Below are 25701 nucleotides of genomic sequence, written 5' to 3'. Positions count from 1 at the left end.
CCTCGCCTCCCCGATCGGAAAGCTCGTCCATGATCCGCTCAGTCGCCGCCCTCGCCGCAGCTTCCGCTCTCTATCTCGGCGCCGCTGCGCCAGCCGCCGCCGATCCCGAGGCCGCCTTCTTCCAGAGCGTTGCCGGGCGATGGGTCGGGCCGGGGGAAATCGTCGCCGGAAAGTATAAAGGCACCAAATTCGTCTGCGACCTTTCGGGCGGGCCGACCGAGATGGTCGGCATGTCGCTTGACGGCTCGTGCCGCGTCGGCCTGTTCGGCCAGCGCATGACGGCGAAGATCACCCGCCAGGACGGCCGACTCGTCGGCGCCTTCCTAGACGGTGCGAGCGGCGCCGGCCTCGACGTAACCTCGGGCGCACTCGAAGGTGACCGCATGGTCTTCGCGCTCGACCGCAAGCAACTCAACGGGGCGATGGTGGCGCGTTTCGCCGAAAGGGATCAGCTCGCTGTCACCGTATCGGTTCAGGTCGGTTCAGAGCTCGTCCCGGTGATCGGCATGAACCTCAAGCGCGAGGGCGCGGCCGTGCGCCAGACGGCGCTCGAGAACTGAAGCCGGAGGCCTCAATCCTTCCACCAGCCGGCGTCGCCATCGAGCGGCACGATCCCTGCCGTATCGAGCCCCTCTAGCCAGACCGGGAGCGGCCATCGTTCCACGACGAGATCGGGCGCGATCTCGGCCAGAGGGATGAGCACGAAGGCACGCTCGGTGATCCGCGGGTGGGGGAGCGTGAGCCGTGCGGACGAAAAGCGCGCTGTCCCCAGAAGCAGGATGTCGATATCGATCGTGCGTGGCCCCCAGCGCTCGATCCGCTCGCGCTTGAGCGCATGTTCGGTCGCGAGGCAGCGCTCCAGCAGCGGTTCGGGCGAAAGGTCGGTCTCGATGCGCGCACAGGCGTTCAGGAATGCCGGCTGGTCGAGCTTCCCCCAAGGCGGAGTTCGGTAGAGCCGCGAGACGGCCGCGATCTGGATCGCACCGTCGCGCGAGAGCGCCCGCAGCGCCTTGGCCATCGTCGCGGCCGGATCGCCAATATTGCCGCCGAGGCCGAGATAGCCGGTCGTCACGCCGGCTGCCCTCCATCGCGGGCGCTTAGCATCGCATCGATGACCGACAAGGCCTCGCGGCTGGCCGCGACGTCGTGAACCCGCACGATGGAGGCGCCTCGCTCACGTAAGAGGGCGCTCGTTGTCGCCGTCGCAATGTCGAGCCACAGATCCTCGCGACCTGCGAGCGCGCGCAGGAAACGCTTGCGGGACGTGCCGACCAGAAGCGGATGGCCAAGAGCCAGAAGTTCAGGCAGGCGGACCATCAGTTCCACGTTCTCGCTCACATCCTTGGCGAAGCCGAAACCCGGATCCAGAACGATCGCCTCCGCCATCACGCCGGCTTCCGCCACGATCGCTAGGGAGTGCCGCAGAAAAGCGAGTTGATCCTTGATGACGTCCGCCTGCTTCTCACGCTCGCGGCCCGTGTGCATCAGACACAGACCGGCGCCCGTTTCCGCCGCGACTCTCGCGATATCCGGCTCCCTCTGCGCACCCCAGACATCGTTGACGATATGGGCGCCGGCCCGGATCGCGAGGTTCGCTGTTTCCGCGCGGTAGGTGTCCACCGAGATCAGCACGTCTTTCATACTGGCCAGTGCCTCGATCACCGGCAGGACACGGCGCTGCTCCTCGGCCGCGCTCACGGCGACCGCGCCGGGGCGTGTCGATTCCCCGCCGATGTCGATGATGTCCGCCCCTTGCGCCATCATGGCTTCGGCACGCGCGACCGCCGCCTCGATCGAGCCGGCATAGGCGCCACCATCCGAAAAGCTGTCGGGCGTCACGTTCAAGATACCCATGACGGCGGTCCTCGTGCCGAGTTCGAGACTGCGGCCATGTGCAAGGCGCCAGATGCGCGTAGGAAACGATTGAATGTGCATGATGAATGCCGCGTTCGTGATGCCGAGCGCCAAAGATTGCTCAGGCTTTGACCGTCCAGGGCTATCTCTTGCGAAACCAACCCGATAGCGTCTCGTCACGATCTTGCAAGCGCTAGACGGAAGGAAGTCGATGCCGCGTCTTGCCGTGACAGCAGTCCTCGCAGCGCTCGCCTGCGCCCTGCCCGCCTCGGCCACCGAGATACGCGAGCGCACGACCTACTTCATGGTGCAGGGCTCGACCTTGGAAGAGTTGGATCGCCAGTTGCAGGAGCGCGGGCCATCGATCGGCGGCGCCTCGCGCCATCCCGGCGCCACGAGCGTGCGCTTCGACGGTCACGTCACCTACGAGGCGGGCGATGGCTGGTGCAAGGTCGATGAGACGCATCTCTCGCTCGACCTTGAGATGACGCTGCCGCGCTGGCGTTCGCGGTTCCGCGCCAGCGCCGAGACGGCGTTGATCTGGCGTACGCTCGAGCGCGACATTCGCCGCCACGAGCAGGAACACGCCGAGATCGCCAAGGAATGGTTGGCACGGATGGAAAGCGGTCTGCGCGTTCTGAAGCCGCGACGCAACTGCGCGGCGATGGAGCGTGCCGTGAATGCGGCAACGCGCGAATACCTGCGAAAGCACGAGGCGGCGCAGAACGCCTTCGACACCCGCGAGGGCCGCGAGGCGAGCCAGCGGCTGCGGCGGGCACTGCGCGACAACCGGTACGGCGGCCAATAAGCGTTGACGGGCGGGATCCGGTGAGCCGCTTCCGGCGGCATTCCGTGGACGAGACCGGGCCTATGCGACGCACTGGATCTCATGGCTCTCCACCATTGCCAGCGCACGATCCCTGAAAGCGATCACTTCGTGGGTTCGCGATACGCTGGCAGGGCGCGATGTCTGCGTCAACCGGAGGCCACCGCTCCCTTACGGCGTCCTTGCGCGCACAGCGCATTTCACCGAAAAATGGGCCACGCAGGAAAACGACGGAAAACTCCCATGTCTCACGCGCGCGCTTCCGATCATTCGCACTCCCACGGCCATGCGCCCGGCGAGGCGCCAAAGATGGCGCGGTTCGACTGGGCCGATCCATTCCTTCTGGACGAGCAGCTCACCGAGGATGAGCGACTGATCTTCGAGACGGCGTCGGCCTATGCGCAGGAAAAGCTCCTACCGCGCGTGATGGACGCCTATGAGAACGAGACGACCGACCGCTCGATCTTCGCAGAGATGGGCGAACTTGGCCTTCTCGGCGTGACGCTGCCGGAGGAATACGGCTGCGCCGGCGCCTCCTACGTCTCCTACGGCCTTGCGGCCCGCGCGGTCGAGCGTGTCGATTCCGGCTACCGCTCGATGATGAGCGTCCAGTCCTCGCTGGTGATGTTCCCGATCTACACCTACGGCTCGGAGGAGCAGCGCCGGAAGTACCTGCCCAAGCTCGCCTCCGGAGAGTGGATCGGCTGCTTCGGCCTGACCGAGCCCGACGCCGGCTCCGATCCCGGAGGCATGGTGACGAAGGCGGTCAAGACCGATGGCGGCTATCGCCTGTCCGGCGCCAAGATGTGGATCTCCAACGCCCCGATCGCGGAGGTCTTCGTCGTCTGGGCGAAGTCGGAGGCGCATGACGGCAAGATCCGCGGCTTCGTCCTCGAAAAGGGCATGAAGGGCCTGTCGGCACCCAAGGTCGAGGGCAAGCTCAGCTTACGCGCCTCGATCACCGGCGAGATCGTGATGGATAACGTCGAGGTCGGCGAGGAGCATGTCCTGCCGCACGTCTCCGGCCTGTCCGGCCCATTCGGTTGCCTCAACCGGGCGCGCTACGGCATTTCGTGGGGATCGATGGGCGCTGCCGAGGACTGCTGGCACCGCGCCCGCGCCTACACGCTGGAGCGCAAGCAGTTCGGCAAGCCGCTGGCCGCGACCCAGCTCGTTCAGAAGAAGCTCGCCGACATGCAGACCGAGATCGCGCTTGGCCTGCAGGGCTCGCTGCGCGTCGGCCGCCTCCTCGACGAGAACAAGGCCGCGCCGGAGATGATCAGCCTCGTCAAGCGCAACAATTGCGGCAAGGCGCTCGACATCGCGCGCATGGCGCGCGACATGCACGGCGGCAACGGCATCATGGGCGAGTACCACGTCATCCGGCATTCGCAGAACCTCGAGACGGTCAACACCTACGAGGGCACCCACGACGTCCACGCCCTTATCCTCGGCAGGGCGCAGACCGGCATACAGGCCTTCGGCTGAGCCGCATACAGCGCATCGACCGAGGTCGTGCCCCGGACGCGCAAGTGCGACCTCAGTTCAGTCGGCGCGATAGCGCCGGACGGACGAGGGCCGCCGGCGCCTCACTCCGCCGGTCAAACAGGCGCGAGCGCGGCACAGGTCTGGCGGCCTCGGCCTGGCGAGGCAGCGAAATGATCGCCTGCATGCCGCCCGCCCCGTTCACGAAGGCGATATCTCCTCCGTGCCGGCGCGCCGCCGAACGCGCGATGGAAAGTCCGAGCCCGATGCCGCCGGTATCGCGGTTGCGCGAGCTTTCGAGGCGGAAAAAGGGCGCGAAGACCATCTCCTGCATCGCTTCGGGAATCCCCGGCCCGCTATCCTCCACGACGATCTCGACAAAGCTCGGCGTGTGCCGCAGTCGGACTCGCGCCTCGCCTCCGTAGCGCACGGCGTTCTCGACGATGTTCCTCAGCGCCCGTCGCAGGCTGTCGGGACGGCAGCGATGGCTGACGGCGGCGACCTCGACGCATGAAACCGGGTAGCCAAGGTCCTGAAGATCGTCGCAGACACTGGCGACGAGCGCGTCGAGCTGGATTTCCCGCGTGGGCTCGTCCGCCGTTTCGCCGCGTGCGAATGCGATGGCAGCCTCTGTCATCCCACGCATCTCGTCGATGGTGGAGAGCATCCGACTCTGGACTTCGCGGTCCTCGACGAACTCGGCGCGCAGGCGCAGCGTCGTCAGCGGCGTGCGAAGGTCATGGCCGATCGCCGCCAGCATCTTGGTGCGATCCTGCACGAAACGCTGCAGCCGGTCCCGCATCAGGTTGAAGGCTTCGGCCGTACGCCGGACCTCGGTCGGCCCCTCTTCGACGAGCGGCGGCAGGTTCTCCCCACGGCCGAGCGCCTCCGCCGAACGCGCCAGATGCCGCAGCGGGCGGGCAATGTGGTTGGCCGAGAGGACGGCGATGAGCGCCAGCACCAAGGCCGTCAGTCCCAGTGAAGCAAGTGAGGTCGAGGTCCACCAGCCGCCTGGTTCGCGGAAGTAGAAGGCGGCGTTCAGCCAGCTTCCGTCGTCGAGGCGGATGACGAAACCGTAGCCGCGCGTGCCCTCGAAATAGGCGTAGCGCACCGGCTGCGGCAACGCCCAAAGGCTCTGGAACGGCACCTCCCAGCCCTCCCCGACATTCTTGGCCGCGACCGCCTGTGCGTCCGGCAATTGCTGCGCGGCGGGGCCACCGTTGTAGAACTGGCCCAGATCCACGAAATTTTCGAGCGGGCGGGAGAACTGCTGAACCGCGCTCTGGCGCCAAGCTGCCGGGTCGCGCGTGTCCTCCCGCGTCACCCAGAATCGCGAATCGCGCGTCTCGCTTGCCAGCAGCGCCTGCTCGCGGAACGGGGCCGGCATCGTCTCCATCAGAAGCGTCATCGTGCGCGCCCGACTGAAGAACTCGCTCTTGGCCGCGTCGTCCAGCGCCTTGGAATGGTCCTGCCAGTAGATGAGAAAAGTCAACCCCTGCGAGACGACGAGCGCCGTCAGCAGGAAGGCGACGAGTTGAGTCGCGAGGCTGCGCTTCCAAAGGCTCATTATTCGAAGCTCACTTCCGCGCAGAGACTATAGCCGCCGCCCCAATGGGTCTTGATGATCGAGGGGTTCTTCGGGTCTTCCTCGATCTTCTTGCGCAGCCGCGATATCTGATTATCGATGCTGCGGTCGAAGATGTCGGCCGTGCGGCCGACGGTCAGGTCGAGGAGCTGCTCCCGGCTCAACACCGAGCCGGGCCGCTCGATCAGCACCTTCAGCAGCCGGAATTCCGCGGTGCTGAGAGGCACGCCGATGCCGTTCTCGCCGGACAGTTCCTGCTGGCTCATGTTCACCCGCCATTGGCCGATGCGAACCGTCTTGCTGCGCTGCGCGGCTTGAACGCTCGGCGTTGCCGAGGAGCGGCGCAGCACGGCGCGAATGCGCGCCAGAAGCTCGCGTGGGTTGAAGGGTTTGACCAAATAATCATCGGCCCCCAGCTCCAGCCCGACGATCCGGTCGGCATCCTCCGACATGGCGGTCAGGAAGATGATCGGCGTCTCGGAAGCCGCCCGAATCTGTCGGCAGAGCGTAATCCCGTCCTCTCCCGGCATCATGATATCGAGAACGATCAGATCGACCGCCTTGCGCTCGAGAATGCGCTTCAGTTCGGCGCCATCCTTGGCCACGCTGATACGATAGCCCTGCTGTTCGAGATATTGTCGAACGAGATCTCGGATCTCGCTGTGATCGTCGACCACCACGACATGCGCTGCGTCCGGCATCGGCTCGTTCCTTTTCTTGCGATCCTACGCCAGCGCCCCACGCCTTCCACGCGCAAAAATGTAACAAATTGTACGTTCGAACTCATCCTTCAGCGCGGTGAAAGTGCCGACTCCGGCTCCTCGCCGTTCGAATAGAGCGCATCGACGCTCCAGGGTCCGGGCCCGGCCGCTGCGACGTAAAGAAACAGAAAACAGAACATCAAAGCGGCCTCGCCCCCGTTGAGGATCGGAAAGAAACTTTCCGAACCATGGCCAATGAAATAGGCGAAAGCCATGAGGCCTGACATGAGGAAGGCGGTCGGGCGCGAGAAGAGCCCTGCCATCAGAAGCAGGCCGCCAACGACCTCGAGCACGCCGGCCGTGTAGAGCATCAGCCCCATCGGGTACGGGAATGGCGCGGGCCAGGCGAAGATCTTCATCGTTCCATGCGTGAAGAAGGTTGCGGCGGTGACGATCCGCAGGATGCTGAACAACTGCGGGGCGAGGCTGGCGAGAGGGTTCATCGTGGCCACTCCTTGGCTGGAAGGGTTCAGGATGCGCACTCGTCCCATCATGGGCACCGTGCTCGGTGAACGCGACCTGCACGGGCTGCAATTCGCCTCCGGTGGCCGACGGCTTCGATGGTCGTGACGGTGCGCCCCTCGATCTCGGCCGCGAGTCCAAGGCAGGAGACCGCCGTGGGGCCGTCCAGATGCATGATGCACGCCTCGCGCCTGCGGGGATCGCCGTTCCTCATGTCTGTCTGGCCGAGCCTTTCACTCAAGAGGTTGAGCAGTGAAACCAGGGCATCAACATCCAGCGTGAACGTCTCGCCATTGACCGTGAATTCTGTCCGGACGATCGGCCCGGATACGGGCCCCGCTATAGGCCGCGCGCGCGTCACGCGCAGTTCCAGCGGGAGAATGGTCATGATGGTGGCACCGCCGCTGGTGCCCGGTTCCGTGCCGCAGGTGAGGCCGCCCCCGCCGCGATCGAAAATTTCTCCGTCGCTCATGGCGACCTCCTTGTCTGGTGTTCCTGCGGGAGGAGAGGCCGCCGACGTCGTCGGCAGCCCCTGGAGGCGAGGCTCAGCCCATGTTGTCATCGGCGTTGTCGTCGGTGCGCCAGCGCGTGCCGGTGAAGCCGTTAGCGGTGTCCGAACGGCCCGCGCCGGCCGCCGTCAGCGCCCCCGGATAGCCGAAGGAACGAACCTCGCTCATGCCGCTCAAACGCGCGTCATTCGAAGCAGACTGCGCCGTAGCGGCGGCATCGGCATTGTTCTGCTGGCGAGCGACTGGCATGCGCTCGGACGTGCCGTAGTAGGTCGTCTCGGCAGCAGCAGGCGCAACCGCGGCAAGCGAAGCGGTCAAGATGAGAAGGGTCTTCATAGTCATCGTATTGTCCTCGGTTCCGTCTCCGTCGCTTGTGAGCGACCGACACTGTTTCGACGAGGACAGGATGGCAGGGCGTTGTCGCACGCCGTTGCCCGAGGCGTCCGAAATTGTACGAAATTGCTGCAAACAATTGCCGAATTGTCGCAAGGCGGCACATCACGCGCCTCGCTCATCAGCGTTATACACGCCCGAAATCGTCAGCAGATCGAACCCGACAGCGTAGCGCCTTGGTCAACAACGATCAGGTTCAGCCGCTATTGAACCGAAAACGGGAACACCCCGGTCGCCTAAACATACCTGCGGCAACGGCTTCGCCTTTGCCGCCCGCCGGCAGGCGACGTGTCATAACAGCTTTGACGACTATCTCCCCGGGCGCTTCACCACATGAATCTTTTGAAGCCTCGCGCGGTCGGGCTCAGGCCTCGCGGTTCAGTTCCGCCCCATTCTGGCAGGCTTCAGCCTTATCCAAACGGTGGAGGAGTATGGCGAACCGATCCTGCGCATCCTGGCGCGGCACGGCAAATTGCGCCTGCGAACGCAGAGTGCGCCGATTGCTCTCGTTGGTCGCGAGCTTGCGGATTTGTCTGTGGAGTTCGTTCATCATATGCCGCCTTCGGGCATCAAATTCATGGCGGCGGACTTCGTTCCCATCATTCGTCGCTCTTGATCCCCCATGTTATATGTTGAAGCGGACCGCAGGCCGTATGTTCTGGGAGGAACGATCATGTCCGAGCCGCAGATCGTCGGGTGGGCGCATTCGCATTTTGGCAAGTCCGGGGCGAAGGACACGCAGGCGCTGATGGGCGAAGTCGCCCTGCCCGCCCTCGAGCACGCGGGCGTACCGCCGGAAGATGTCGACGCGCTGTTCGTCGGCGTCTTCAACAACGGCTTCACTGGGCAGGACTTCCAAGGCGCTCTCGTCGGCATGGGGGCGGACGCGCTGGCGCGCAAACCGGCGGTTCGCATGGAGAACGCCTGCGCGACGGGTTCGGCGGCGCTCCACGCCGCGATGGACTTCATCGCGGCAGGCCGGGGACGCATCGCACTGGTTGTCGGCGCCGAGAAGATGACCGGCGTTGCGACCGCGCGGGCCGGCGACATCCTCCTTTCGGCTTCCTACCGTGAAGAGGAAGCTGGCGTCGACGGCGGTTTTGCCGGCCTGTTCGGGCGGATCGCGCAGGGCTACTTCCAGCGCTACGGAGACCGCTCCGAGGAACTGGCGATGATCGCCTCCAAGAACCATCGCAACGGCCTGGCCAATCCCTATGCTCACATGCGCAAGGATTTCTCGCAGCAGTTCTGCAACACGGTCTCGAACAAGAATCCTTACGTCGCAGCACCGCTGCGACGAACGGACTGCTCGCTGATCTCCGATGGCGCGGCCGCGCTCGTTCTGGCAGATGCCGAGACGGCCGCGACGCTGAACCGGGCCGTGGCCTTCCGTGCGCGCTCGCAAGCCAACGACGTGCTGGCCCTATCGCGCCGCGACCCGATCGCCTTCGATGGGGCACGCCGCGCCTGGGCGGCCGCGCTTGAGGCATCCGGCCTCGACCTCTACGATCTCGACCTTGTGGAAACGCATGACTGCTTCACCATCGCCGAAATGATCGAATACGAGGCGATGGGGCTGGCGGCGCCGGGCGAAGGCTGGCGCGTGGCGCGGGAGGGAACGACGCACAAGGACGGCCGCCTGCCGGTCAACCCGTCCGGCGGGCTGAAGTCGAAGGGCCACCCGATCGGCGCGACCGGCGTATCGATGCACGTGATGGCGGCGATGCAGCTCTGTGGCGATGCCGGCGACATGCAGATCGACGGCGCCACACGTGCTGGTGTCTTCAACATGGGCGGCGCTGCCGTCGCCAACTATGTGTCGATCCTGGAGCGGGCGCGCTAGGCGCGCCGTTCGGTTAAATCCGCTCGCGCCCGATCGCGACCTGCCCGTCCTCTTCAGGTTCGGCCACCCTTTCAATCCACTGGCCGGTTTCCTCGTCGAAGACCGATCCCTGAGGTGGGAGCGGCGGTCGTCCTTCTCTCAGCCCGTGAAGGATGAAATGCTCCAACATGCCGAAATCCGAAGCCGCGACATCCGCGTTCGAGCTTCGGTAGTATGCCGGGTCGAAAAGCGGCGAAGGCGAGTGCCCCTCCCTCTCACCCTCGACAAGATAATCGTCGCAGAGCGACCAGGCCGAGATCCCCTCGCTGCCGCGCTGGCTTGCATAATGCGCCGGAACGAAGAAAGGAGTGGCCAGGATTTGAGGTATCAGCAGGTCCCGGACCCGGCCTGTTTCGACATATTGCGAACGGATGGTCGACCGCAGATGGGCTTCCTGTCTGAAGATATCGGCGAGAACGCTTTGCGGACTCTCGTGCTCCATCAGCGACCGTTTGAGGCTAGCCGCCGGCGCTCCGGGGTCGGAGTAGGCAAGAAACTTCGTCAGATGAAACGCATCCATCACGGCGTCGCCGAGCGGCGCGAAGACCTCGTCCGATGAAAGACCGGCCTGGTCCCGACTTCCGTCAAGGAGAGCGGAAATCGGCGCCGGCTGTTCTCCAAGTGCGACGATCCCGAGCCCGTGGGAGTTGTGAAGCTGCGCCGTCCGGTGATCTGCCGATACTTCCTCGAGCAGTTTCCAGACGCCGAAGTCGCGAGCCCTGACGGCCGTATCATGAAGGAGCACGAGGCCGTTCGGCGCCACCTTCGGAAGCCAGCTGTCAAAATCCTTCCGAACGGCATCGTAAGTGTGCATGCCGTCGATGTGCAGGATGTCGATGCTTCCGTTCTCGAAGCCGTCGAGCGCGTCATCGAAAGATGAACGGATCATCGTCGCTCGACCTGGGTAGACCGCGTCTACGTAGGCTTGAAGTTCCGTATACACGTCGTCGCCGTAATGCCCCGAATGCTCGTCACCCATCCAGTGGTCGACGGCAAAAACCTTCGTATCGAGGCCCTCAGCCTCCGCCGCCTGGAGAAACGCGCAGAAAGAATTGCCGGTATGTGTACCCAGTTCCACGATCGTGCGCGGACGAGCGGCCTCAACGAGCCAGAACGCGAATGGAACGAGCCCAATCCAGGGTCCGGGCTCGACGATCCGTCGAGGTTTCATGAAGGCTGCCCTGGTGGCGAAATTCACGCGGCGCGACCTCCCGTGGCCATGATCTCGATGTCGTGCATGGGGATACCAAGCAATCCTTGTTGGTGAGCGCCGCCGACGGCGCGGAAAGTCAGCGCTTCGTCAATCCAGTGATGCTGAACGTGCTCGGCCTGGGTGCCAGCGGCAAAGGCGACAGTGACCGAATAATCGCCATCAGGCAGATAAGGCAGCCGGAAAACGAAGCGAGCGCGGCAACTCTCGCCCGCCTCGAGGGAGAGTGGCGCGCGCGCGTTCGTGATATAGGTATTGTCACCAAAGAGGTTCTGGCCGAGGCGATCGCGCACGAAGAAGCCAACGATCGGGCTGAACATCGCTTGATCCGCTACTGCCTCCACCGTCAGTTGGACCTCCGCGCCGCCCTCGAGCACGCCGCTGCTCCCGTCGAGGGAACTCAGGGTCACGTCGACGACGCGTCCGCCCCCAGCCCCGTATGACGGCGTTCGCGCATCGAATTCGAAGACTTCGATGTCGTTGCGCTTCACGGATGAACTGATCAGCTCATGCCGCACGTCCTGGCGCTGGCGCGGCGCGTCACGGCGCCGCCCTTCGATCGAGAAGGTCTGGCCGTCCGCCTCCCCGTGGAGTGCGGCCTGATAGGCCAGCGTGATGTCGCGCGCCTCTCCCTCGGCCCGCACCTGGCCGTTCTCCATCCAGATCGCGCGGTCGCACAAGGCGTTCACCGAACCCGTGTCGTGCGAGACGAACAGGATCGTCCCCCGCTTCTTGAAATCGTGAATGTAGCGCATGCATTTCTGGGTGAAGGCAGCGTCGCCGACAGCCAGAATCTCGTCGACGATCAGGATGTCGGCATCGACATGGGCGGCGACCGCGAAGGCGAGGCGTGCATACATGCCCGACGAGAAGGTCTTCACCGGCTGGTCGACGAAGTCTCCGATGCCGGCGAAGGCGATGATGTCCGGCTCGCGGGCCGCGATCTGCTCGCCGGAAAGGCCGAGGATCGCGGCTGACAGGCGGATGTTCTCGCGCCCGGTGAACTCGGGATTGAAGCCGGCGCCGAGTTCGAGCAGCGGCGCGACCCGGCCTTCCACGCGGAGGGCTCCCGAATTCGGCTGGAGCGTGCCGGCAATCATCTGAAGGAGCGTCGACTTGCCGGATCCGTTGCGGCCGACGATCGCCACCGTTTCGCCGCGCGAGATGGACAGATCGACGTTCTGCACAGCCCAGTATTCGGTGAAGAACCGACGCGAGCGGAAGATCATCTGCTTCAGGCGATCCTGAGGTTTGGCGTAGATGAGATAGGCCTTGCCCAGCCCCTTCGCCTCTATCACGGCTTCAGATGACATCGGCGAAGGCCTTTTGCGTGCGCTTGAACCAGGCAAAACCGAGCATGAACACGATCATCGAGAAAAGGAGATAGGCGATGTAGGCGAAGGGGTCCGGCAACCGCCCCCAGAACACCAGATCGCGCATGTACGTGACTGCGGGCGTGAGCGGATTCATCCAGACGATAGCGTCGTAGGGCTTGGGCAGGTTCTCCGGCTGGTAGAATACGGCCGAGAGGAACAAGAGCGCCGTCGAAAGGGGCGGCGTGACGTGTTTCAGATCCCGCAGGAAGACCCCGAGCGAGGACAGGAAGTAACTGATTCCGAGGCTGAGAAGAGCCAGCGGAAGAACCGCGAACGGAAGCAGCAGGATGGTCAGGGGCGGAACCCCATGCATGATCACGTAGATCACGAGGAAGGCGATGAACGAGATCGCGGCCGTCGCGAGCGCCGTCAGCATGCTGACGATCGGCATGATCTCCAGCGGGAACACCACCTTCTTGATGTAGGAGACGTTCTCCATCATCAGCGTCGGCGCACGGTTGAACTGGTCAGCGAAGAAATTGAAGAGGATGAGCCCGGAGAAAAGGAGCAGCGGAAAGGCGAATTCCGCCTGCATCTCGGTGCCCGGCCGCTGCCAGCGCGACTGGAAGATCACCCCGAAGACGAGCGAGAACACCGCGAGCATGGCGAGCGGAGCAATCAGCGCCCAGAACCAGCCGAGCATGGATCCCCGAAATCGCTGATCGAACTCGCGCCGCGCCAGCTTGAGCGTCAGCGGCGCGTTTTGAAGTAAAGTCGTCATTCACGTCCGTTCAGCAAACGAGGAGCGCCGTTGTTATTGGAGCGGCTCTAACCTTACAAGCCAGCGGAGCCCGCCGAGGCGTTCGCCCCGACGGCGAATCATCGGCGCGCTGCAGATTCCCAGCCTCTCCGATCACGATCCGGATGGTCAAAATATGGAAAGCCACCGTTTCGGATATGGCTTCCTCGCTCTTTTTTGCTCCTCCACGTCTAGGCGAAGATGCCGATTAACGGAGCGCCGCGTTGCTCGAATGCAACATCGTGACCAAAAACCGACATATCGGAACACGCACGGCGCGTGGTCTCAAAGGGCCGGCTTCGACGCAGCTTTGTGATGCCCGCGTTGGGTTTAAGCGCTCTCCGCGACCCTCGCTCAAATTCGACATAGAAGGCAAGAGGCGGACCCAACGCTCGGTTGCGTTCGACTGTCTGATTTCGTCCATATCGCGGGCTTAAAGGCCCGGATTGCAGGCACTTGGGCATCCAAGGCCGCATCCGGAGACCGACGTTGACAAACTTCCCCCAAGGCACCACCAGCCACGCCGCGACAACTTCTAGGAGCGACGCGTGAAGGGAATCATTCTGGCGGGCGGCAGCGGTACGCGCCTCTATCCTCTGACTCTGGCTGTCTCCAAGCAGCTCCTCCCGATCTACGATAAGCCCATGATCTACTACCCGCTGGGGGTCTTGATGCTGGCGGGTATCCGCGAGGTTCTCATCATCTCCACCCCTCGGGATCTACCGACTTTCCAGGCGCTTCTCGGCGACGGCAGCGCGTTCGGCATCTCGCTCTCCTACGCCGAGCAGGCCGAACCCAACGGTCTGGCCGAGGCGTTCATCATCGGGCGCGAGTTCGTCGGCAACGATCCGGTCGCTCTGATCCTGGGTGACAACATCTTCCACGGAGCCGGGCTCTCCGCCCTCTGCCGCCAGGCACGAGAGCGCGAGATCGGAGCTACCGTCTTCTCCTACTGGGTGAGCGATCCGCAGCGCTACGGCGTCGTGAGCTTCGACCAGGAGACGGGCCGCGCGCTCGCCATCGAAGAGAAACCCGCCGCGCCGAAATCAAACTGGGCGGTCACAGGTCTCTACTTCTACGACAACGACGTTCTCGACATCGCCGCGTCCGTCCAGCCTTCGGCACGCGGCGAGCTCGAGATCACCGACGTCAACAACACCTATCTGGAACGCGGCACGTTGAACGTCGCGCGGCTCGGGCGCGGCTATGCCTGGCTCGATACCGGAACGCACGACAGCCTGCACGAGGCCTCCTCCTTCGTGCGCACGATCGAGCATCGCCAAGGCGGCAAGGTCATGTGCCTGGAAGAGATCGCGTACGAACTCGGCTACGTCGACGATGCACATCTCGTGGAACGTGCGGCGCAGCTCGGCAAGACGGAATACGCCTCGTATCTGCGCCGCCTGACGGAGGCCCCGCGTGGTTGAAGTCAGGCCACTCGCCATCCCGGACGTGCTCGAGATCGTACCCGCAAAGTTCGGTGATGAACGCGGCTTCTTTTCCGAGACCTTCAACGCGCAGAAGATGGCCGAGGCCGGCATCGACCTCGTCTTCGTGCAGGACAATCATTCCCTGTCCGCTGCGAAGGGGGTTCTGCGCGGGCTGCACTACCAGCTCGCCCCACGCGCGCAGGACAAGCTGGTACGCGTGGTGCGCGGATCGATTTTCGATGTGGCCGTCGACATCAGGAAGGGCTCGCCAACCTTCGGCCGCTGGGTGGGGCTGGAAGTCTCGGCAGCCAAATGGAACCAGATTCTCGTGCCCAAGGGCTTCGCGCACGGGTTCGTGACGCTCGAGCCCGGCACCGAGGTCGTCTACAAAGTAACGGATCTCTACTCTCCCGAGCACGACCGCAACATCCGCTACGACGACCCGCAGCTCGCCATCGAATGGCCGCTGGCGGCGCAGGACCTTCAGTTGTCGAAGAAGGACGCGGAAGCACGCCCGATGGCCGAGGCGGACCTTTTCGACTGAACCAGACGGCCCTTTACCGCAGCTTCGTGCGGAAGGCCGATCGACTTGTACTCGCAGGGCATCCAGAGCGCCTCACACGCAAGCAGGACACGGAATTTCAATGCGTATCATGATCACAGGCGGCGCAGGCTTCATCGGCTCGGCTGTCGTGCGGCACCTGATCGGGCGCGAGGACGTCACCGTCGTCAATGTCGACAAGCTGACCTATGCCGGCAATCCGGCGTCCGTCGCCGTGGCCGAGGGCTCGTCGCGCTACCGCTTCTACCAGGACGACATCTGCGACGATGCGCGGATGCTGGAGATCATGCGTAAGGAGGCGATCACCCACGTGATGCACCTGGCCGCCGAGAGCCATGTCGATCGTTCGATCGACGGGCCCGGCGCTTTCATCGAGACCAATCTCGTCGGCACATTCAAGCTTCTCAACGCCGCGCTCGCCTACTGGCGCGAGCTGCCGGGGGCGGCACGCGACGCCTTCCGCTTCCAGCACATCTCGACGGATGAGGTGTTCGGTGATCTGCCCTTCGACAGCGGCATCTTCACCGAGACGACGCCCTACGCCCCCTCCTCGCCCTACTCGGCATCGAAGGCCGGCTCCGATCACCTCGTCCGGGCGTGGCATCACACTTACGGACTACCGACAGTCATATCCAACTGCTCGAACAATTACGGGCCATATCACTTCCCCGAAAAGCTTATCCCGCTCGTGATCCTCAATGCGCTGCATGAGAAGCCCCTGCCCGTCTACGGCGAGGGGGCGAACGTTCGCGACTGGCTGTTCGTGGAGGATCACGCCAGAGCACTCGAGCTTGTTGCCACCGCCGGCGTTCCCGGCGAGAGCTACAATATCGGCGGGCGCGCCGAGCGCACCAATCTCTCGGTGGTGGAGACGATCTGCGACCTCCTCGACGCAAAGCGGCCGCGCATGGGCGGCGCCAGCCATCGAGATCTTATCGAGTTCGTCCGCGACCGGCCCGGCCACGATCGGCGCTACGCCATCGACGCAACGAAGATCGATCGCGAACTCGGCTGGCAGCCACGCGAAAACTTCGACAGCGGTATCGCCAAGACCATCGACTGGTATCTGGCCAACGAGGCCTGGTGGCGCCCGATCCGCGAGAAGGCCTATGGCGGAGAACGCCTTGGACAGGCCGGCTGAGATGGCCATCAAGCTGTTCGTGACAGGCCGCGAGGGCCAAGTCGCGCAGGCGTTGGCGCAATATGCCGGCGACGACGTCACCGTCATGTGCATAGGCCGCCCCGAACTCGACCTCGGCGAGCCGGAAACGATCCGCCGCGCGATCGCGACCCACAAGCCGGACGTCGTGGTCAACCCGGCCGCCTACACCGCCGTCGACAAAGCGGAGAGCGAACGGGATCTCGCCTTCGCGATCAACCGAGACGGCGCCGGGCATGTCGCAGCTGCCGCCGCCGACCTCGGACTGCCCGTGATCCATTTCTCGACCGACTATGTCTTCGCCGGCGACAAGACGGCCCCTTACACCGAGACGGATCCGACGGACCCGCAAGGTGTCTATGGCGCGTCGAAACTCGCGGGGGAGAAAGCCGTCGAGGCGGCCAACCCGGCGCACGTCATCCTGCGAACGGCATGGGTCTATGCACCCTGGGGCCACAATTTCGCGCGCACGATGCTTCGTTTGGCGATGGATCGTGATCTCGTGCGCGTCGTCGCGGACCAGCAAGGCACGCCGACCTATGCTCCCGACATCGCCGAGGCGGTGATCGCCGTGGCCCGGGTCGTCACGAAGGCGCCCGCATCCCAAGACTGGCGGGGGGTCTTTCACATGACTGGAGGCGGCGAGACGACCTGGGCAGGTTTTGCCGAGGCCGTGTTCGACCATTCGAAGACACAGGGTGGCGCCTCAGCGGATGTAGAGCCGATCACCACGGCAGACTATCCGACACCTGCGCGGCGCCCGGCCAATTCTCGTCTGGACAACACACGCTTCGAGCGCGTCTTCGGGCACGCCCTGCCTCATTGGCAGAACGGCGTCGCGCGGTTTGCCGCTCGGATGGCGAGGTAAGCATAGTGTTCACGAAGCGCAATCTTGTCCTGAACCCGCTGAGCCACGTCGAAAAGGGTCATGAGCAGGGACGCTTCATTGCCTGGCGAATGACGGACAATGATCCCGCGTTCCTCATGGAGGGCGTTGCGAGCTATCCAGCAGGGGTCTATGTCCTGCGGGTCGAAACCCCGCAGGGCCGCAAGGCAATGCATCGGCCTGTTCTCTACGTGGACAGCGGAAACGACTTCAACGAAGGCGAGACCGTCGATCTGCGCTTCAACGGAGAGCGCCTGTCGATCGCCGTATTCGAACTGCCGAAGGGCGCCCTGCGCCTCCGCTTCGACCCCAGCGATGGGCCCGGAGAGGTCGTCCTCGGGAGCGTGTCGATCGTGCGCGTGCCGCGCCGATACCATCAGATCCGAGAGCTCGTCACCCTGGGTCGCGATCGCGTTCGTTCGCCGGGCCACGCTCTGCATCTGGCTGGCCGCGCGAGCGGAGTGCTGCGCCGCGAAGGCATACGCGGCCTTCGCACAGCCATGCGGAAGTGGTCCGTCGACCATGGCGCAGGTGCGATGGTTCGCAGTTATGCTGAATGGATCTCGCTTTACGACGAGATCACGCCCTTGGAGCTTGCGGCGTTCGCAGAACAGTCCGCAGCATTGTCGATTCGTCCGCTGATCTCAGTGCTCATGCCGGTCTACAACACACCCGAAAAGCTCCTTCGCGAGGCGATCGACAGTGTGTTGACGCAAGTCTACGACAACTGGCAGCTCTGCATCGCCAACGATGCCTCGACCGATCCCGCTGTGCGCAGGGTGCTGGACGAGTATGCCGCGCGCGAACCTCGCATCGCAGTCGCGCACCGCTCGAAGAACGGTCATATCTCCGAAGCCTCGAACAGCGCGCTCGAACTCGTGAAAGGCGAATGGATCGCGCTGCTGGATCACGACGATCTTCTGCGCCCGCACGCGCTCCTCGAGGTTGCGCAGGAAATCGAGGCCCATCCCGATGCCGGTCTCATCTACTCCGACGAGGACAAGATCAACGGCACCGGCGAGCGCTACGACGCCTTCTTCAAGCCGGACTTCTCGCTCGAACAGCTTCGCGCGCAGAACTATTTCAACCACCTCACCGTCCATCGCGCGGATCTGGTGCGCGAAGTCGGCGGTTGGCGCCGCGGCTTCGAAGGCAGCCAGGACTACGACCTGAACCTAAGGGTGGTGGAGCGCCTGCAGCGCGAACAGATCCGCCATATCCCGAAGGTGCTCTACCACTGGCGTGCGGTGGAGGGCTCGACCGCCTCCTCGGGTGACGAGAAGGGCTATGCCTACCACGCCGGCTTGAAGGCTCTGCAGGAGCATGCCGCACGTTGCGAAGACGGTGCGTCCGTCGAAGCTGTCGCGGGCCTGCCGTTCTATCGCTACAGGCCAGCAATCCCTTCTCCCGAGCCGCTGGTTTCACTGATCATCCCGACGCGGGATCGCCTAGAACTGATCCGCAACTGCGTCGGTTCCATCCTCGAACGGACCACCTATCGTTCCTTCGAGATTCTGATCATCGATAACGGTTCGGTTGAGCCGGAGTCACTTGCCTGGTTCGAGAGCTTTGCCGACCATCCGCAGGTGCGCGTTCTTCGCTACGACCAGCCTTTCAACTATTCGGCGATCAACAACTTCGGGGTGCGCGAAGCAAAAGGCTCGATCGTCGGCCTCGTCAACAACGACATCGAGGTGATCGCGCCCGGCTGGCTCGGCGAAATGGTCTCCTTCGCCGCTCAACCCGAAATCGGCTGCGTTGGCGCCAAGCTCTACTACGCGGACGATACCATCCAGCACGGCGGCGTAGTGCTGGGCGTCGGCGGCGTTGCCAACCATTCGCACCTTCGCCTTCATCGTGATCGCGACGGATATTTCGGTCGCCTACGCGTTCACCACAACTGCTCGGCCGTCACCGCGGCCTGTCTTCTGGTATCCCGGTCGATCTACGAGGAGGTCGGCGGCCTGAACGAGCGCGACCTCGCTGTCGCCTTCAACGACGTCGACTTCTGTCTGAAAGTGATGACGAAGGGTTATCGCAACGTCTTCACGCCCTTCGCCGAACTCTACCATCTGGAAAGCGTCTCGCGCGGTCGCGAGGACAGCCCTGAAAAGATTGCGCGCTTCAATCGAGAGATCGAGTACATGCTGACGACATGGCCGGCTCTGATCCGGCGAGACCCGTATTATTCGGTCAATCTGTCGATCAGCTACACAGACTACTCTCCGGCATTCCCGCCGCGGATCGGACGTTTCGCACGCAAGCAACCAGATCGGCAAGCCGAGGCAGCCGCCCTTGAGCACCTGTAATGTCCAGCCGAAAAACACTTGCATGATGCATCGCCGCCCTGCCCTCAGCGCGCCGGATTGTCTACGGCAAGTCCGGCTGTCGACGGACCGGGCCAGCGCCGGCACCCGTTTTCGAGCCGCAACCGGATTTTGAAGATGACGAACATCCCCATCAATGACCTGAAGCGCATTCTGGAGTCCGGCGGCGAGCCGTTGCTGCGCGCGGCGCAGGAGACCCTCGCGTCCGGCTGGTGGCTGAACGGCAAGAAGACGGAAGCCTTCTGTGCCGAGTTCGCCGCCTATGTCGGGGCGGGCCAGTGCATCGGTGTCGCCAACGGCTCGGACGCTTTGGAGATTGCCTTCCGGGCGCTCGTCGAGGTGCGCAAGCCGCGTGGCCGCGAGGTGGTGACGGTGCCGAACGCCGGCGGTTACTCGGCGATCGCCTGCCATCTGACGGGTCTGGTTCCCGTCTACGCGGACATCGAGGAGGCGAGCCAGCTCGCCTCGCTCGATTCGATCCTGTCCTGCGTCGGCCCGGACACCGCCTTCGTGGTGACGACGCATCTCTACGGCGGTGCGGTGGATGTGCCTGAGCTGCGCCGTCGCCTCGACGACGCCGGCCATAGGGACGTTGCGATCCTGGAGGATTGCGCACAGGCACATGGGGCGCGCGTCGGGGGGCGCAGGGTCGGCAGTCTCGGCGACATCGCGACCTTCAGCTTCTACCCGACTAAGAATCTCGGCGCGTTCGGCGATGCCGGCGCCATCGTCTCGGCCGACGCCGAGCTGACAGCGGCTGCGAACTCGCTGCGCCAGTATGGCTGGAGTTCGAAATACACGATCGGCCAGCCCTTCGGCCGCAATTCACGGCTCGACGAGGTGCAGGCCGCGATCCTCTCCGTCCTCCTGCCCAAACTCGACGAAGCCAACGCCCGCCGTGTGGCGGTCCTTGAGCGTTATGAGGCGGCGGCGCCCGCTGGCGTAACGCTGGTGCGCGCGTCCACGGACACAGTCGCTCATCTCGCTGTGGTCCTGTCCGACGAGCGGGACGCGCTGCGGCGCCACTTGACCGAGAAGGGCGTAGGTACCGATATTCACTACCCGGTCCTTGACCTCGACCAGCCCGGCTGGCGCGACCTGCCGTATCGCGAGGCACCGGGCGGCGTGCCTGTCGCGCGGGCGAGCGTGCCGCGCCTCCTGACGCTGCCCTGCTTTCCCGGCATGCGCGAGGACGAGATTTCCCATGTCTGCGAGGCGCTGGGTTCGTGGCAGAGCTGACCGCCCCCTCGCCGACCATGCTCGCCGAACCGGCTGTGCTGCCGGCCCGCTCGCTCGTCATCCCGGTCTATCGCAACGAGGAGAACATCGACGACCTCGTCGAGGCTCTGAACGCGCTGGATCGCGACGTGGGGGGAATGGAAGTCGTCTTTGTCGTCGACGGCTCGCCGGATCGCTCGGGCGAGCTCCTGCTGGCCGCGCGCGACGACATGGCGTTCTCCGCCAAGATCGCCTTCCACAGCCGCAATTTCGGCTCCTTCACCGCCATCCGCACCGGCATGGAGCTCGCGGGCGGTCAGGTCGTGGCTGTGATGGCGGCGGACCTGCAGGAGCCGCCCGAGTTGATCCGCGAGTTCTTCGCCATGCTCGAGCGGGACGAGGCGGACGTGGTGTTCGGGCAGCGCGCCGGCCGTCATGACTCACCGCTTCGCGATGCGTTGTCGAACGGCTTCTGGTGGCTCTATCGAAAGCTCGTCATCAAGGATGTGCCGAAGGGCGGCGTCGATATCTTCGCCTGCAACCGGCAGGCCGCCGATGCGGTCCTCCAGTTCGAGGAGCCGAACAGTTCCCTGATCGCCCAGCTCTTCTGGATCGGCTTCCGCCGCCGGTTCGTGCCCTATGAGCGGCGCGAACGCTTGAAGGGCACCAGCGCCTGGAACTTCTCGCGTCGCATGCGCTACATGATGGACAGCATCTTCTCCTTCTCGGACCTGCCGATCCTGTTCGTCCTGTGGTTCGGCGTCTTCGGTTGCCTTCTGAGCCTCGCCGTCGGCCTCGTGATCGCCTTCGCGCGCATTTTCGGCTTCGTGACGGAGCCGGGCTATGCGGCGCTGGCCGTACTGATGACCTTCTCCGCCTCGGCGCTCCTCGCCGTACAGGGTATTCTCGGCTCTTATCTCTGGCGGACCTTCGAGAACACCAAGCGTCGCCCGCTGCGCATCATCAGCCGTGTCGTCGAGGCTGCCTCCGACCCGCAATCGTGACCGAAGGAGAGACCGGTTTGTCCACCGCTTCTGATACCCGCCCCTTCGTTCATCCGCGGGGGCTCTGCGAAAGCGAGACCGTCGGCGCGGGCACGCGCGTCTGGGCCTTCGCGCATGTGCTGCCGGGCGCGCGGATCGGCGCCGACTGCAACATCTGCGACCATGTCTTCATCGAGAACGACGTCGTCGTCGGCGACGGCGTGACGGTGAAGTGCGGTGTGCAGCTCTGGGACGGCACTCGCGTGGGCGACCGTGTGTTCATCGGGCCGAACGTCACCTTCACGAACGACCGCTTCCCGCGCTCCCGGCAATACCCGGAAGCGTTCCTGCAGACCGTCGTGGAGGACGACGCCTCGATCGGCGCCAATGCCACGATCCTGCCGGGGGTGCGGATCGGGCGCGGCGCGATGGTCGGAGCAGGCGCCGTCGTCACGCGCAACGTTCCAGCCAATGCCACGGTGGTCGGCAACCCGGCGAAGATCGTCGGCTATCAGGACAATGCCGTCAGCGAGGCGCCGCGCGCAAAAGATGAGGCGATCGCGGGCAACGCGCTGGGTGGTGCGATCGGCAGCCGCCTGGAGCTCGGCGTCGGACGCTGCTTCGTGGAGCGCCTGCCGCATTTCACGGACATGCGCGGCAGCCTGACGCCTCTTGAGATGGGCCGCGGCCTCCCTTTCACGCCGGCCCGCGTCTTCCTCGTTTATGGTGTCGCCAGCCATCATGTGCGCGGCGAACACGCTCATCACCGCTGCGAACAGTTCCTCGTGCCCGCGCATGGCAGCGTGTCGGTGGTCGTGGACGACGGGACGCATCGCCGCGAGGTGCGCCTCGAGAACCAGACGATGGGTCTCTATCTCGCGCCGATGGTCTGGGGGGTACAGTACAAATTCGATCCCGAGAGCGTCCTGATGGTCGCAGCCTCGCGCCCCTACGAGGGCGAGGACTATATCCGCGACTATAGCGAGTTCCGTCGTCTCGTGGAGGAAGGGCGAGGCCGTTGAGCGGGGGCCCGCTCCACCGCCTGAGGACGTCTTTCGGGGCGGATGCCGCCCGCTTCCTCGTAGCAGGGGGCCTGAATACGCTCCTCACTCTCGTCGTCTACCAAGCGCTTCTGTTCGTAGTGCCGCATCAGGCGGCCTATGCGCTCGCATGGGCCAGCGGCATCGCCTTCGTGATGATCGTCTATCCCTCGCGCGTTTTCCCGCGGGGTCGCACGGGGATGTCCGACCGCATCGCGCTCGGCGCGAGCTATGCCGGAATGTTCCTCTTCGGCCTGGCTCTTCTGGAAGCGTTGACCTACGCGGGCGTCGCCCCGCGCCTCGGCATCCTCGTGGTGATGGTCGCGACGACCGCCGCGAACTTCATCGTCGGACGCCTGCTGCTACGCCGCTAAGCCATCCAAGTGAAAGTTGAGATCAGTGGAAAGCTCTCCGCCAGTCAGAATTGTCGAGGCGCAGCCCGCAGCGAACGCGCCGGCCTTCAACGCGCGTGCGGTGCCATACGCAATCGTTGCGGCTTGCTTCTTCATCCTCGTGGTAGCGTGGTCGCTCGTCATTCCTTTCCACGGTGCCCCTGACGAGCGGACGCACCTGTATCTGGTGGAGTATCTCTACAGATTCGGAGCGGTTCCGACACCGGGCGTCGACCCGGCAGAACCGTTCATAGGCGATCTGAGCGGCTGGCCGGTGACGAAAGACCAGTTCTGGTACTTCGGCCTGCCTTATCTCAATTCGCTGGGAGCGGCCGGACTGTCCGCATTGTTCGCCGACATCCTGCCGCAAAATTACGGCTACATCGCCGCGCGGGCCTTCAACTGGCTTCTCGCGCCCGTTTTCGCGGTGGCGCTCCTTGTCACGGCTCGTGCAGCGGGGCTTCGTGGCGCTCTCGCCTATCTCGCCCCGGTCGCGTTCCTGCTTGTCCCGCAGGCGACCTTCCTCTTCAGCTACTTCAATGCCGACGCTTTCGCGTTGACGGTGACGGCACTGTCGCTCGCCTTGCTCCTGAAGGCGCTCGCGAATCCCCGCACGGACACCATGCTGTTCTTCGGCCTCAGCTGCGGCCTCCTCGTGTCATCGAAGATATATTTCTACCCTGCGCTGGTCTTCTTCGCCGCTTTGATCGGGTTCCAATGGCTCACGGTCAGGTGCTTCCCGATCGTTCGTCTTCTGACGCTTACTCTGGTCGGGGCACTCGCTGTCGCCATACCAGCCTTGGGTACGACCTACGCTCACTTCGGGGAGTTCACGGGCATTCAGGGGCAGATCCTCTTCACCGAAATGCATATCGGGGATCAGACAACGCCCTGCTTCATTTACTGCTCCTCCGCACTGATCGAGACCCAGAACCTCCTCTGGTGGCTCTCGACCGCTTCGAAGAGCTTTTTCTTTGGCCTCGGGTGGATGAACGTCTTTCTGCCCGACGTTGCCTACGAGGTATTCTTCTTCCCGCTGGTTGCGGCGCTCTTCCTCTTCAGCATCGCGATATCGGTGCGCGAGCTTGTCAGAGTGCGGGCAGACGGTCTGGCGGCGCTTTGGGTCCCGTTGATCACCGTTTTGTTCTGGAGCATGTCAGTCGCTGTCATCCTTTTGAACATCATCGGCTCGCAATCTCTCCTGCCGCAGCCGCAGGGACGATATCTCTACGTGATCTTTCCATTCGCGCTCTTCCTATTCGCCTCGCTATTCGGACGGCGGCGCCCACCATATGAGCCCGATGCCTCACTGCGGGGGAAACTCGCATGAACAGGGGCCTTCTCGTGGTCGGCATGGTCGTCATCGTCGCAATCATGGCGGTTGCCAACGTCGTCGGCATCCGATCGATGCTAGCGGTTCCCGCTGATTTATCGCAGATACCGGCGATGCGGCTTGTCATGCTGGCAGCAGGCGCTGACCCGGCACAACTCGCGCCGGCCTACCGGATCCAGCCTTCGCAACTTGCCGGGCATCTTGCAGGCAACAGCGGTGGTCCTGACAGGATCACCCTCCCTGCGGCCGACTATCAGATCCTCGGAAACGTCGACACTCTCACAACCAGTGCGAGCCGAGGGACGATATCTGGTTGGGCTGTTCCGAGCGATGAGGAGAAACAGCTCGCATTCGTGGGCGTCTGGCACGGTGGACAGTTGCTGGCCATCTCCGAGCCCTCCATTCTACGTGAAGATGTGAACGCCGCATTGGGTCGTGAGACCGGCCATTCGGGCTTCTCGATCAGCTTCACACCACCGCAGGATGAGCTGTGCTCTCTCGGTGTCTTCACGCTCGACGAGGCGCTTCAGGTCGGATGGCTTCGTCGTCCGGATACGGCCTGCCCCGCCAACTGACGGCGCATCGCTCTAAGAATCAAGGCAGACGCAGGAGCGTGAGGCCCGGCAATGCCGCCTGAAGCTCTGCGAGGCCACGTACGGCTGGCACGAGGAGCAGGAAGAGCAGCGCGTCGACCACTGTCTGGCGCCAGCGGACGGGATCGATGTCGAGCGAGCGCTCCTCCAGCCACAGGCTCGGCTTCGGCAGGAAGCGCGGAACGTTGCGGCAGTAGTCGCCGTAGGTCGAGCCGTACATGCGATGAAGCGCGCGCTCCTCGTGGCGCACCACCGGCAGGAAAACCAGATAAGCCGCGAGTGCGAAACCGCAGGCAAGCATGACGCTGCCGGTCTGCGCCCCGAGGCCGGCCGCCCCCATAAAGGAAAATCCGTAGAGCGGGTTGCGCATCATCGAGTACGGTCCGGTCACGACCAGGCGGTCGATCTTGCGCCCGCCGATGTAGAGCGTGCACCAGGCCCGCCCGAGGATCGCGAGAAACACGAGGGCGAGCCCGATCGCCTCCGTCGTATCGCGTTGCAACGAGCCTGCCGGCGCGTTGCCAGTAGCCAGAACGAAAAGCGGCAGGGCAAGGAGGACGAGAAGCCGAATGGTCGTCTTGCGCTGCGACTGCACCCTGCCGAGATCGCGTCGAAGAAGGGCGGTTTGCGACATGACGGGCTCCCGCATCGGTGGAGGCGGGCCGGATCGGACACCGCGTGATGCCTCCGGTGATA

Annotated in this window: 27 protein-coding genes; 15 read left to right on the top strand and 12 right to left on the bottom strand. The window is 64.1% G+C overall.

Going from position 1 to position 25701, the window contains the following annotated elements; genetic code table 11:
- Positions 1-29: 29 nt before the first annotated feature.
- Complete coding sequence (locus tag H1343_RS08085) at positions 30-560, top strand: hypothetical protein (protein ID WP_185985358.1); 531 nt, start codon at positions 30-32, stop codon at positions 558-560.
- Positions 561-571: 11 nt separating this feature from the next.
- Here the strand turns inward: H1343_RS08085 and folK are convergent, their stop codons facing one another.
- Both folK and folP read right to left on the bottom strand, forming a co-directional pair.
- The gene (gene folK / locus H1343_RS08080) at positions 572-1072 is read right to left on the bottom strand and encodes a 2-amino-4-hydroxy-6-hydroxymethyldihydropteridine diphosphokinase (protein WP_281374796.1); all 501 of its coding nucleotides are present in this window, start codon (positions 1070-1072) and stop codon (positions 572-574) included.
- Positions 1069-1935, bottom strand: coding sequence for a dihydropteroate synthase (folP, locus tag H1343_RS08075; protein WP_185985357.1), 867 nt, complete (start codon positions 1933-1935; stop codon positions 1069-1071). Before folP ends, folK begins: the two co-directional genes overlap by 4 nt.
- Before the next feature lie 130 nt (positions 1936-2065).
- On the opposite strand from folP, the gene H1343_RS08070 reads away from it, so the two are divergent.
- On the top strand, positions 2066-2662 hold the full coding sequence (locus H1343_RS08070) for a DUF922 domain-containing protein (protein WP_185985356.1): 597 nt from the start codon (positions 2066-2068) through the stop codon (positions 2660-2662).
- A 327-nt stretch (positions 2663-2989) separates the two neighbouring features.
- On the top strand, positions 2990-4168 hold the full coding sequence (locus H1343_RS08065; RefSeq protein WP_246333573.1) for an acyl-CoA dehydrogenase: 1179 nt from the start codon (positions 2990-2992) through the stop codon (positions 4166-4168).
- Positions 4169-4220: 52 nt separating this feature from the next.
- On the opposite strand, the gene H1343_RS08060 is transcribed toward H1343_RS08065, so the two are convergent.
- From H1343_RS08060 to H1343_RS08035, 6 genes are all read right to left on the bottom strand, one after another.
- On the bottom strand, positions 4221-5732 hold the full coding sequence (locus H1343_RS08060) for an ATP-binding protein (protein WP_246333471.1): 1512 nt from the start codon (positions 5730-5732) through the stop codon (positions 4221-4223).
- Complete coding sequence (locus H1343_RS08055) at positions 5732-6451, bottom strand: response regulator (protein WP_185985354.1); 720 nt, start codon at positions 6449-6451, stop codon at positions 5732-5734. The genes H1343_RS08060 and H1343_RS08055 overlap by 1 nt, the downstream gene beginning before the upstream one ends.
- An 89-nt stretch (positions 6452-6540) precedes the next feature.
- Positions 6541-6954: a DoxX family protein gene (locus H1343_RS08050; RefSeq protein ID WP_185985353.1), complete on the bottom strand. Its 414-nt coding sequence runs from the start codon at positions 6952-6954 to the stop codon at positions 6541-6543.
- A 47-nt stretch (positions 6955-7001) separates the two neighbouring features.
- A complete protein-coding gene (locus tag H1343_RS08045; protein WP_185985352.1) occupies positions 7002-7445 on the bottom strand; it encodes a (2Fe-2S)-binding protein in 444 nt (147 codons plus the stop codon).
- 73 nt (positions 7446-7518) lie between these two features.
- Complete coding sequence (locus H1343_RS08040) at positions 7519-7824, bottom strand: hypothetical protein (RefSeq protein ID WP_185985351.1); 306 nt, start codon at positions 7822-7824, stop codon at positions 7519-7521.
- A gap of 415 nt (positions 7825-8239) precedes the next feature.
- The gene (locus H1343_RS08035; RefSeq protein WP_210270092.1) at positions 8240-8428 is read right to left on the bottom strand and encodes a hypothetical protein; all 189 of its coding nucleotides are present in this window, start codon (positions 8426-8428) and stop codon (positions 8240-8242) included.
- A gap of 120 nt (positions 8429-8548) precedes the next feature.
- Here H1343_RS08035 and H1343_RS08030 point away from each other — a divergent pair, with 120 nt between their 5' ends.
- Entirely contained in the window at positions 8549-9718 is a 1170-nt protein-coding gene (locus tag H1343_RS08030) for an acetyl-CoA acetyltransferase (protein ID WP_185985349.1), read from the top strand.
- A 13-nt stretch (positions 9719-9731) separates the two neighbouring features.
- Here the strand turns inward: H1343_RS08030 and H1343_RS08025 are convergent, their stop codons facing one another.
- Genes H1343_RS08025 through H1343_RS08015 form a run of 3 tightly spaced genes read right to left on the bottom strand, consistent with a single transcriptional unit; the run spans position 9732 to position 13064 of the window.
- Entirely contained in the window at positions 9732-10955 is a 1224-nt protein-coding gene (locus tag H1343_RS08025) for a class I SAM-dependent methyltransferase (RefSeq protein ID WP_185985348.1), read from the bottom strand.
- Entirely contained in the window at positions 10952-12280 is a 1329-nt protein-coding gene (locus H1343_RS08020; RefSeq protein WP_185985347.1) for an ABC transporter ATP-binding protein, read from the bottom strand. Before H1343_RS08020 ends, H1343_RS08025 begins: the two co-directional genes overlap by 4 nt.
- Complete coding sequence (locus H1343_RS08015; RefSeq protein ID WP_185985346.1) at positions 12270-13064, bottom strand: ABC transporter permease; 795 nt, start codon at positions 13062-13064, stop codon at positions 12270-12272. The genes H1343_RS08020 and H1343_RS08015 overlap by 11 nt, the downstream gene beginning before the upstream one ends.
- A gap of 566 nt (positions 13065-13630) precedes the next feature.
- Between H1343_RS08015 and rfbA the strand changes: the two genes are divergently transcribed.
- The 11 genes from rfbA (at position 13631) to H1343_RS07960 (ending at position 24987) form a co-directional block, all read left to right on the top strand.
- A complete protein-coding gene (gene rfbA, locus H1343_RS08010; RefSeq protein ID WP_185985345.1) occupies positions 13631-14509 on the top strand; it encodes a glucose-1-phosphate thymidylyltransferase RfbA in 879 nt (292 codons plus the stop codon).
- A complete protein-coding gene (gene rfbC, locus H1343_RS08005) occupies positions 14502-15056 on the top strand; it encodes a dTDP-4-dehydrorhamnose 3,5-epimerase (protein ID WP_185985344.1) in 555 nt (184 codons plus the stop codon). The genes rfbA and rfbC overlap by 8 nt, the downstream gene beginning before the upstream one ends.
- A 100-nt stretch (positions 15057-15156) precedes the next feature.
- Positions 15157-16215 (top strand): dTDP-glucose 4,6-dehydratase, encoded by a 1059-nt coding sequence (rfbB, locus tag H1343_RS08000; protein WP_185985343.1) that lies wholly within the window; start codon positions 15157-15159, stop codon positions 16213-16215.
- A gap of 7 nt (positions 16216-16222) precedes the next feature.
- Entirely contained in the window at positions 16223-17101 is an 879-nt protein-coding gene (rfbD, locus tag H1343_RS07995) for a dTDP-4-dehydrorhamnose reductase (RefSeq protein ID WP_185985557.1), read from the top strand.
- 5 nt (positions 17102-17106) lie between these two features.
- The gene (locus tag H1343_RS07990) at positions 17107-19428 is read left to right on the top strand and encodes a glycosyltransferase family 2 protein (RefSeq protein ID WP_185985342.1); all 2322 of its coding nucleotides are present in this window, start codon (positions 17107-17109) and stop codon (positions 19426-19428) included.
- 135 nt (positions 19429-19563) lie between these two features.
- Positions 19564-20685, top strand: coding sequence for a DegT/DnrJ/EryC1/StrS family aminotransferase (locus H1343_RS07985; protein ID WP_185985341.1), 1122 nt, complete (start codon positions 19564-19566; stop codon positions 20683-20685).
- Positions 20673-21668 (top strand): glycosyltransferase family 2 protein, encoded by a 996-nt coding sequence (locus H1343_RS16990; RefSeq protein ID WP_246333469.1) that lies wholly within the window; start codon positions 20673-20675, stop codon positions 21666-21668. The genes H1343_RS07985 and H1343_RS16990 overlap by 13 nt, the downstream gene beginning before the upstream one ends.
- Before the next feature lie 17 nt (positions 21669-21685).
- Positions 21686-22669: a WxcM-like domain-containing protein gene (locus tag H1343_RS17095; protein ID WP_281374795.1), complete on the top strand. Its 984-nt coding sequence runs from the start codon at positions 21686-21688 to the stop codon at positions 22667-22669.
- Entirely contained in the window at positions 22666-23061 is a 396-nt protein-coding gene (locus H1343_RS07970) for a GtrA family protein (RefSeq protein WP_185985340.1), read from the top strand. The genes H1343_RS17095 and H1343_RS07970 overlap by 4 nt, the downstream gene beginning before the upstream one ends.
- Before the next feature lie 25 nt (positions 23062-23086).
- On the top strand, positions 23087-24409 hold the full coding sequence (locus H1343_RS07965) for a glycosyltransferase family protein (RefSeq protein ID WP_185985339.1): 1323 nt from the start codon (positions 23087-23089) through the stop codon (positions 24407-24409).
- Complete coding sequence (locus tag H1343_RS07960) at positions 24406-24987, top strand: hypothetical protein (RefSeq protein ID WP_185985338.1); 582 nt, start codon at positions 24406-24408, stop codon at positions 24985-24987. The genes H1343_RS07965 and H1343_RS07960 overlap by 4 nt, the downstream gene beginning before the upstream one ends.
- Positions 24988-25006: 19 nt before the next feature.
- Here the strand turns inward: H1343_RS07960 and H1343_RS07955 are convergent, their stop codons facing one another.
- Positions 25007-25639 carry a methyltransferase family protein gene (locus H1343_RS07955; protein WP_185985337.1) on the bottom strand — a complete coding sequence of 211 codons (633 nt, stop codon included), beginning with the start codon at positions 25637-25639 and terminating at the stop codon, positions 25007-25009.
- Positions 25640-25701 lie beyond the last annotated feature (62 nt).

This window comes from Aureimonas mangrovi (genome assembly GCF_014058705.1).
GTDB classification, from domain to species: Bacteria; Pseudomonadota; Alphaproteobacteria; order Rhizobiales; family Rhizobiaceae; genus Aureimonas; species Aureimonas mangrovi.
Note: the sequence above shows the minus strand (reverse complement) of the source record. Positions and strands in the feature narration are given on the sequence as shown.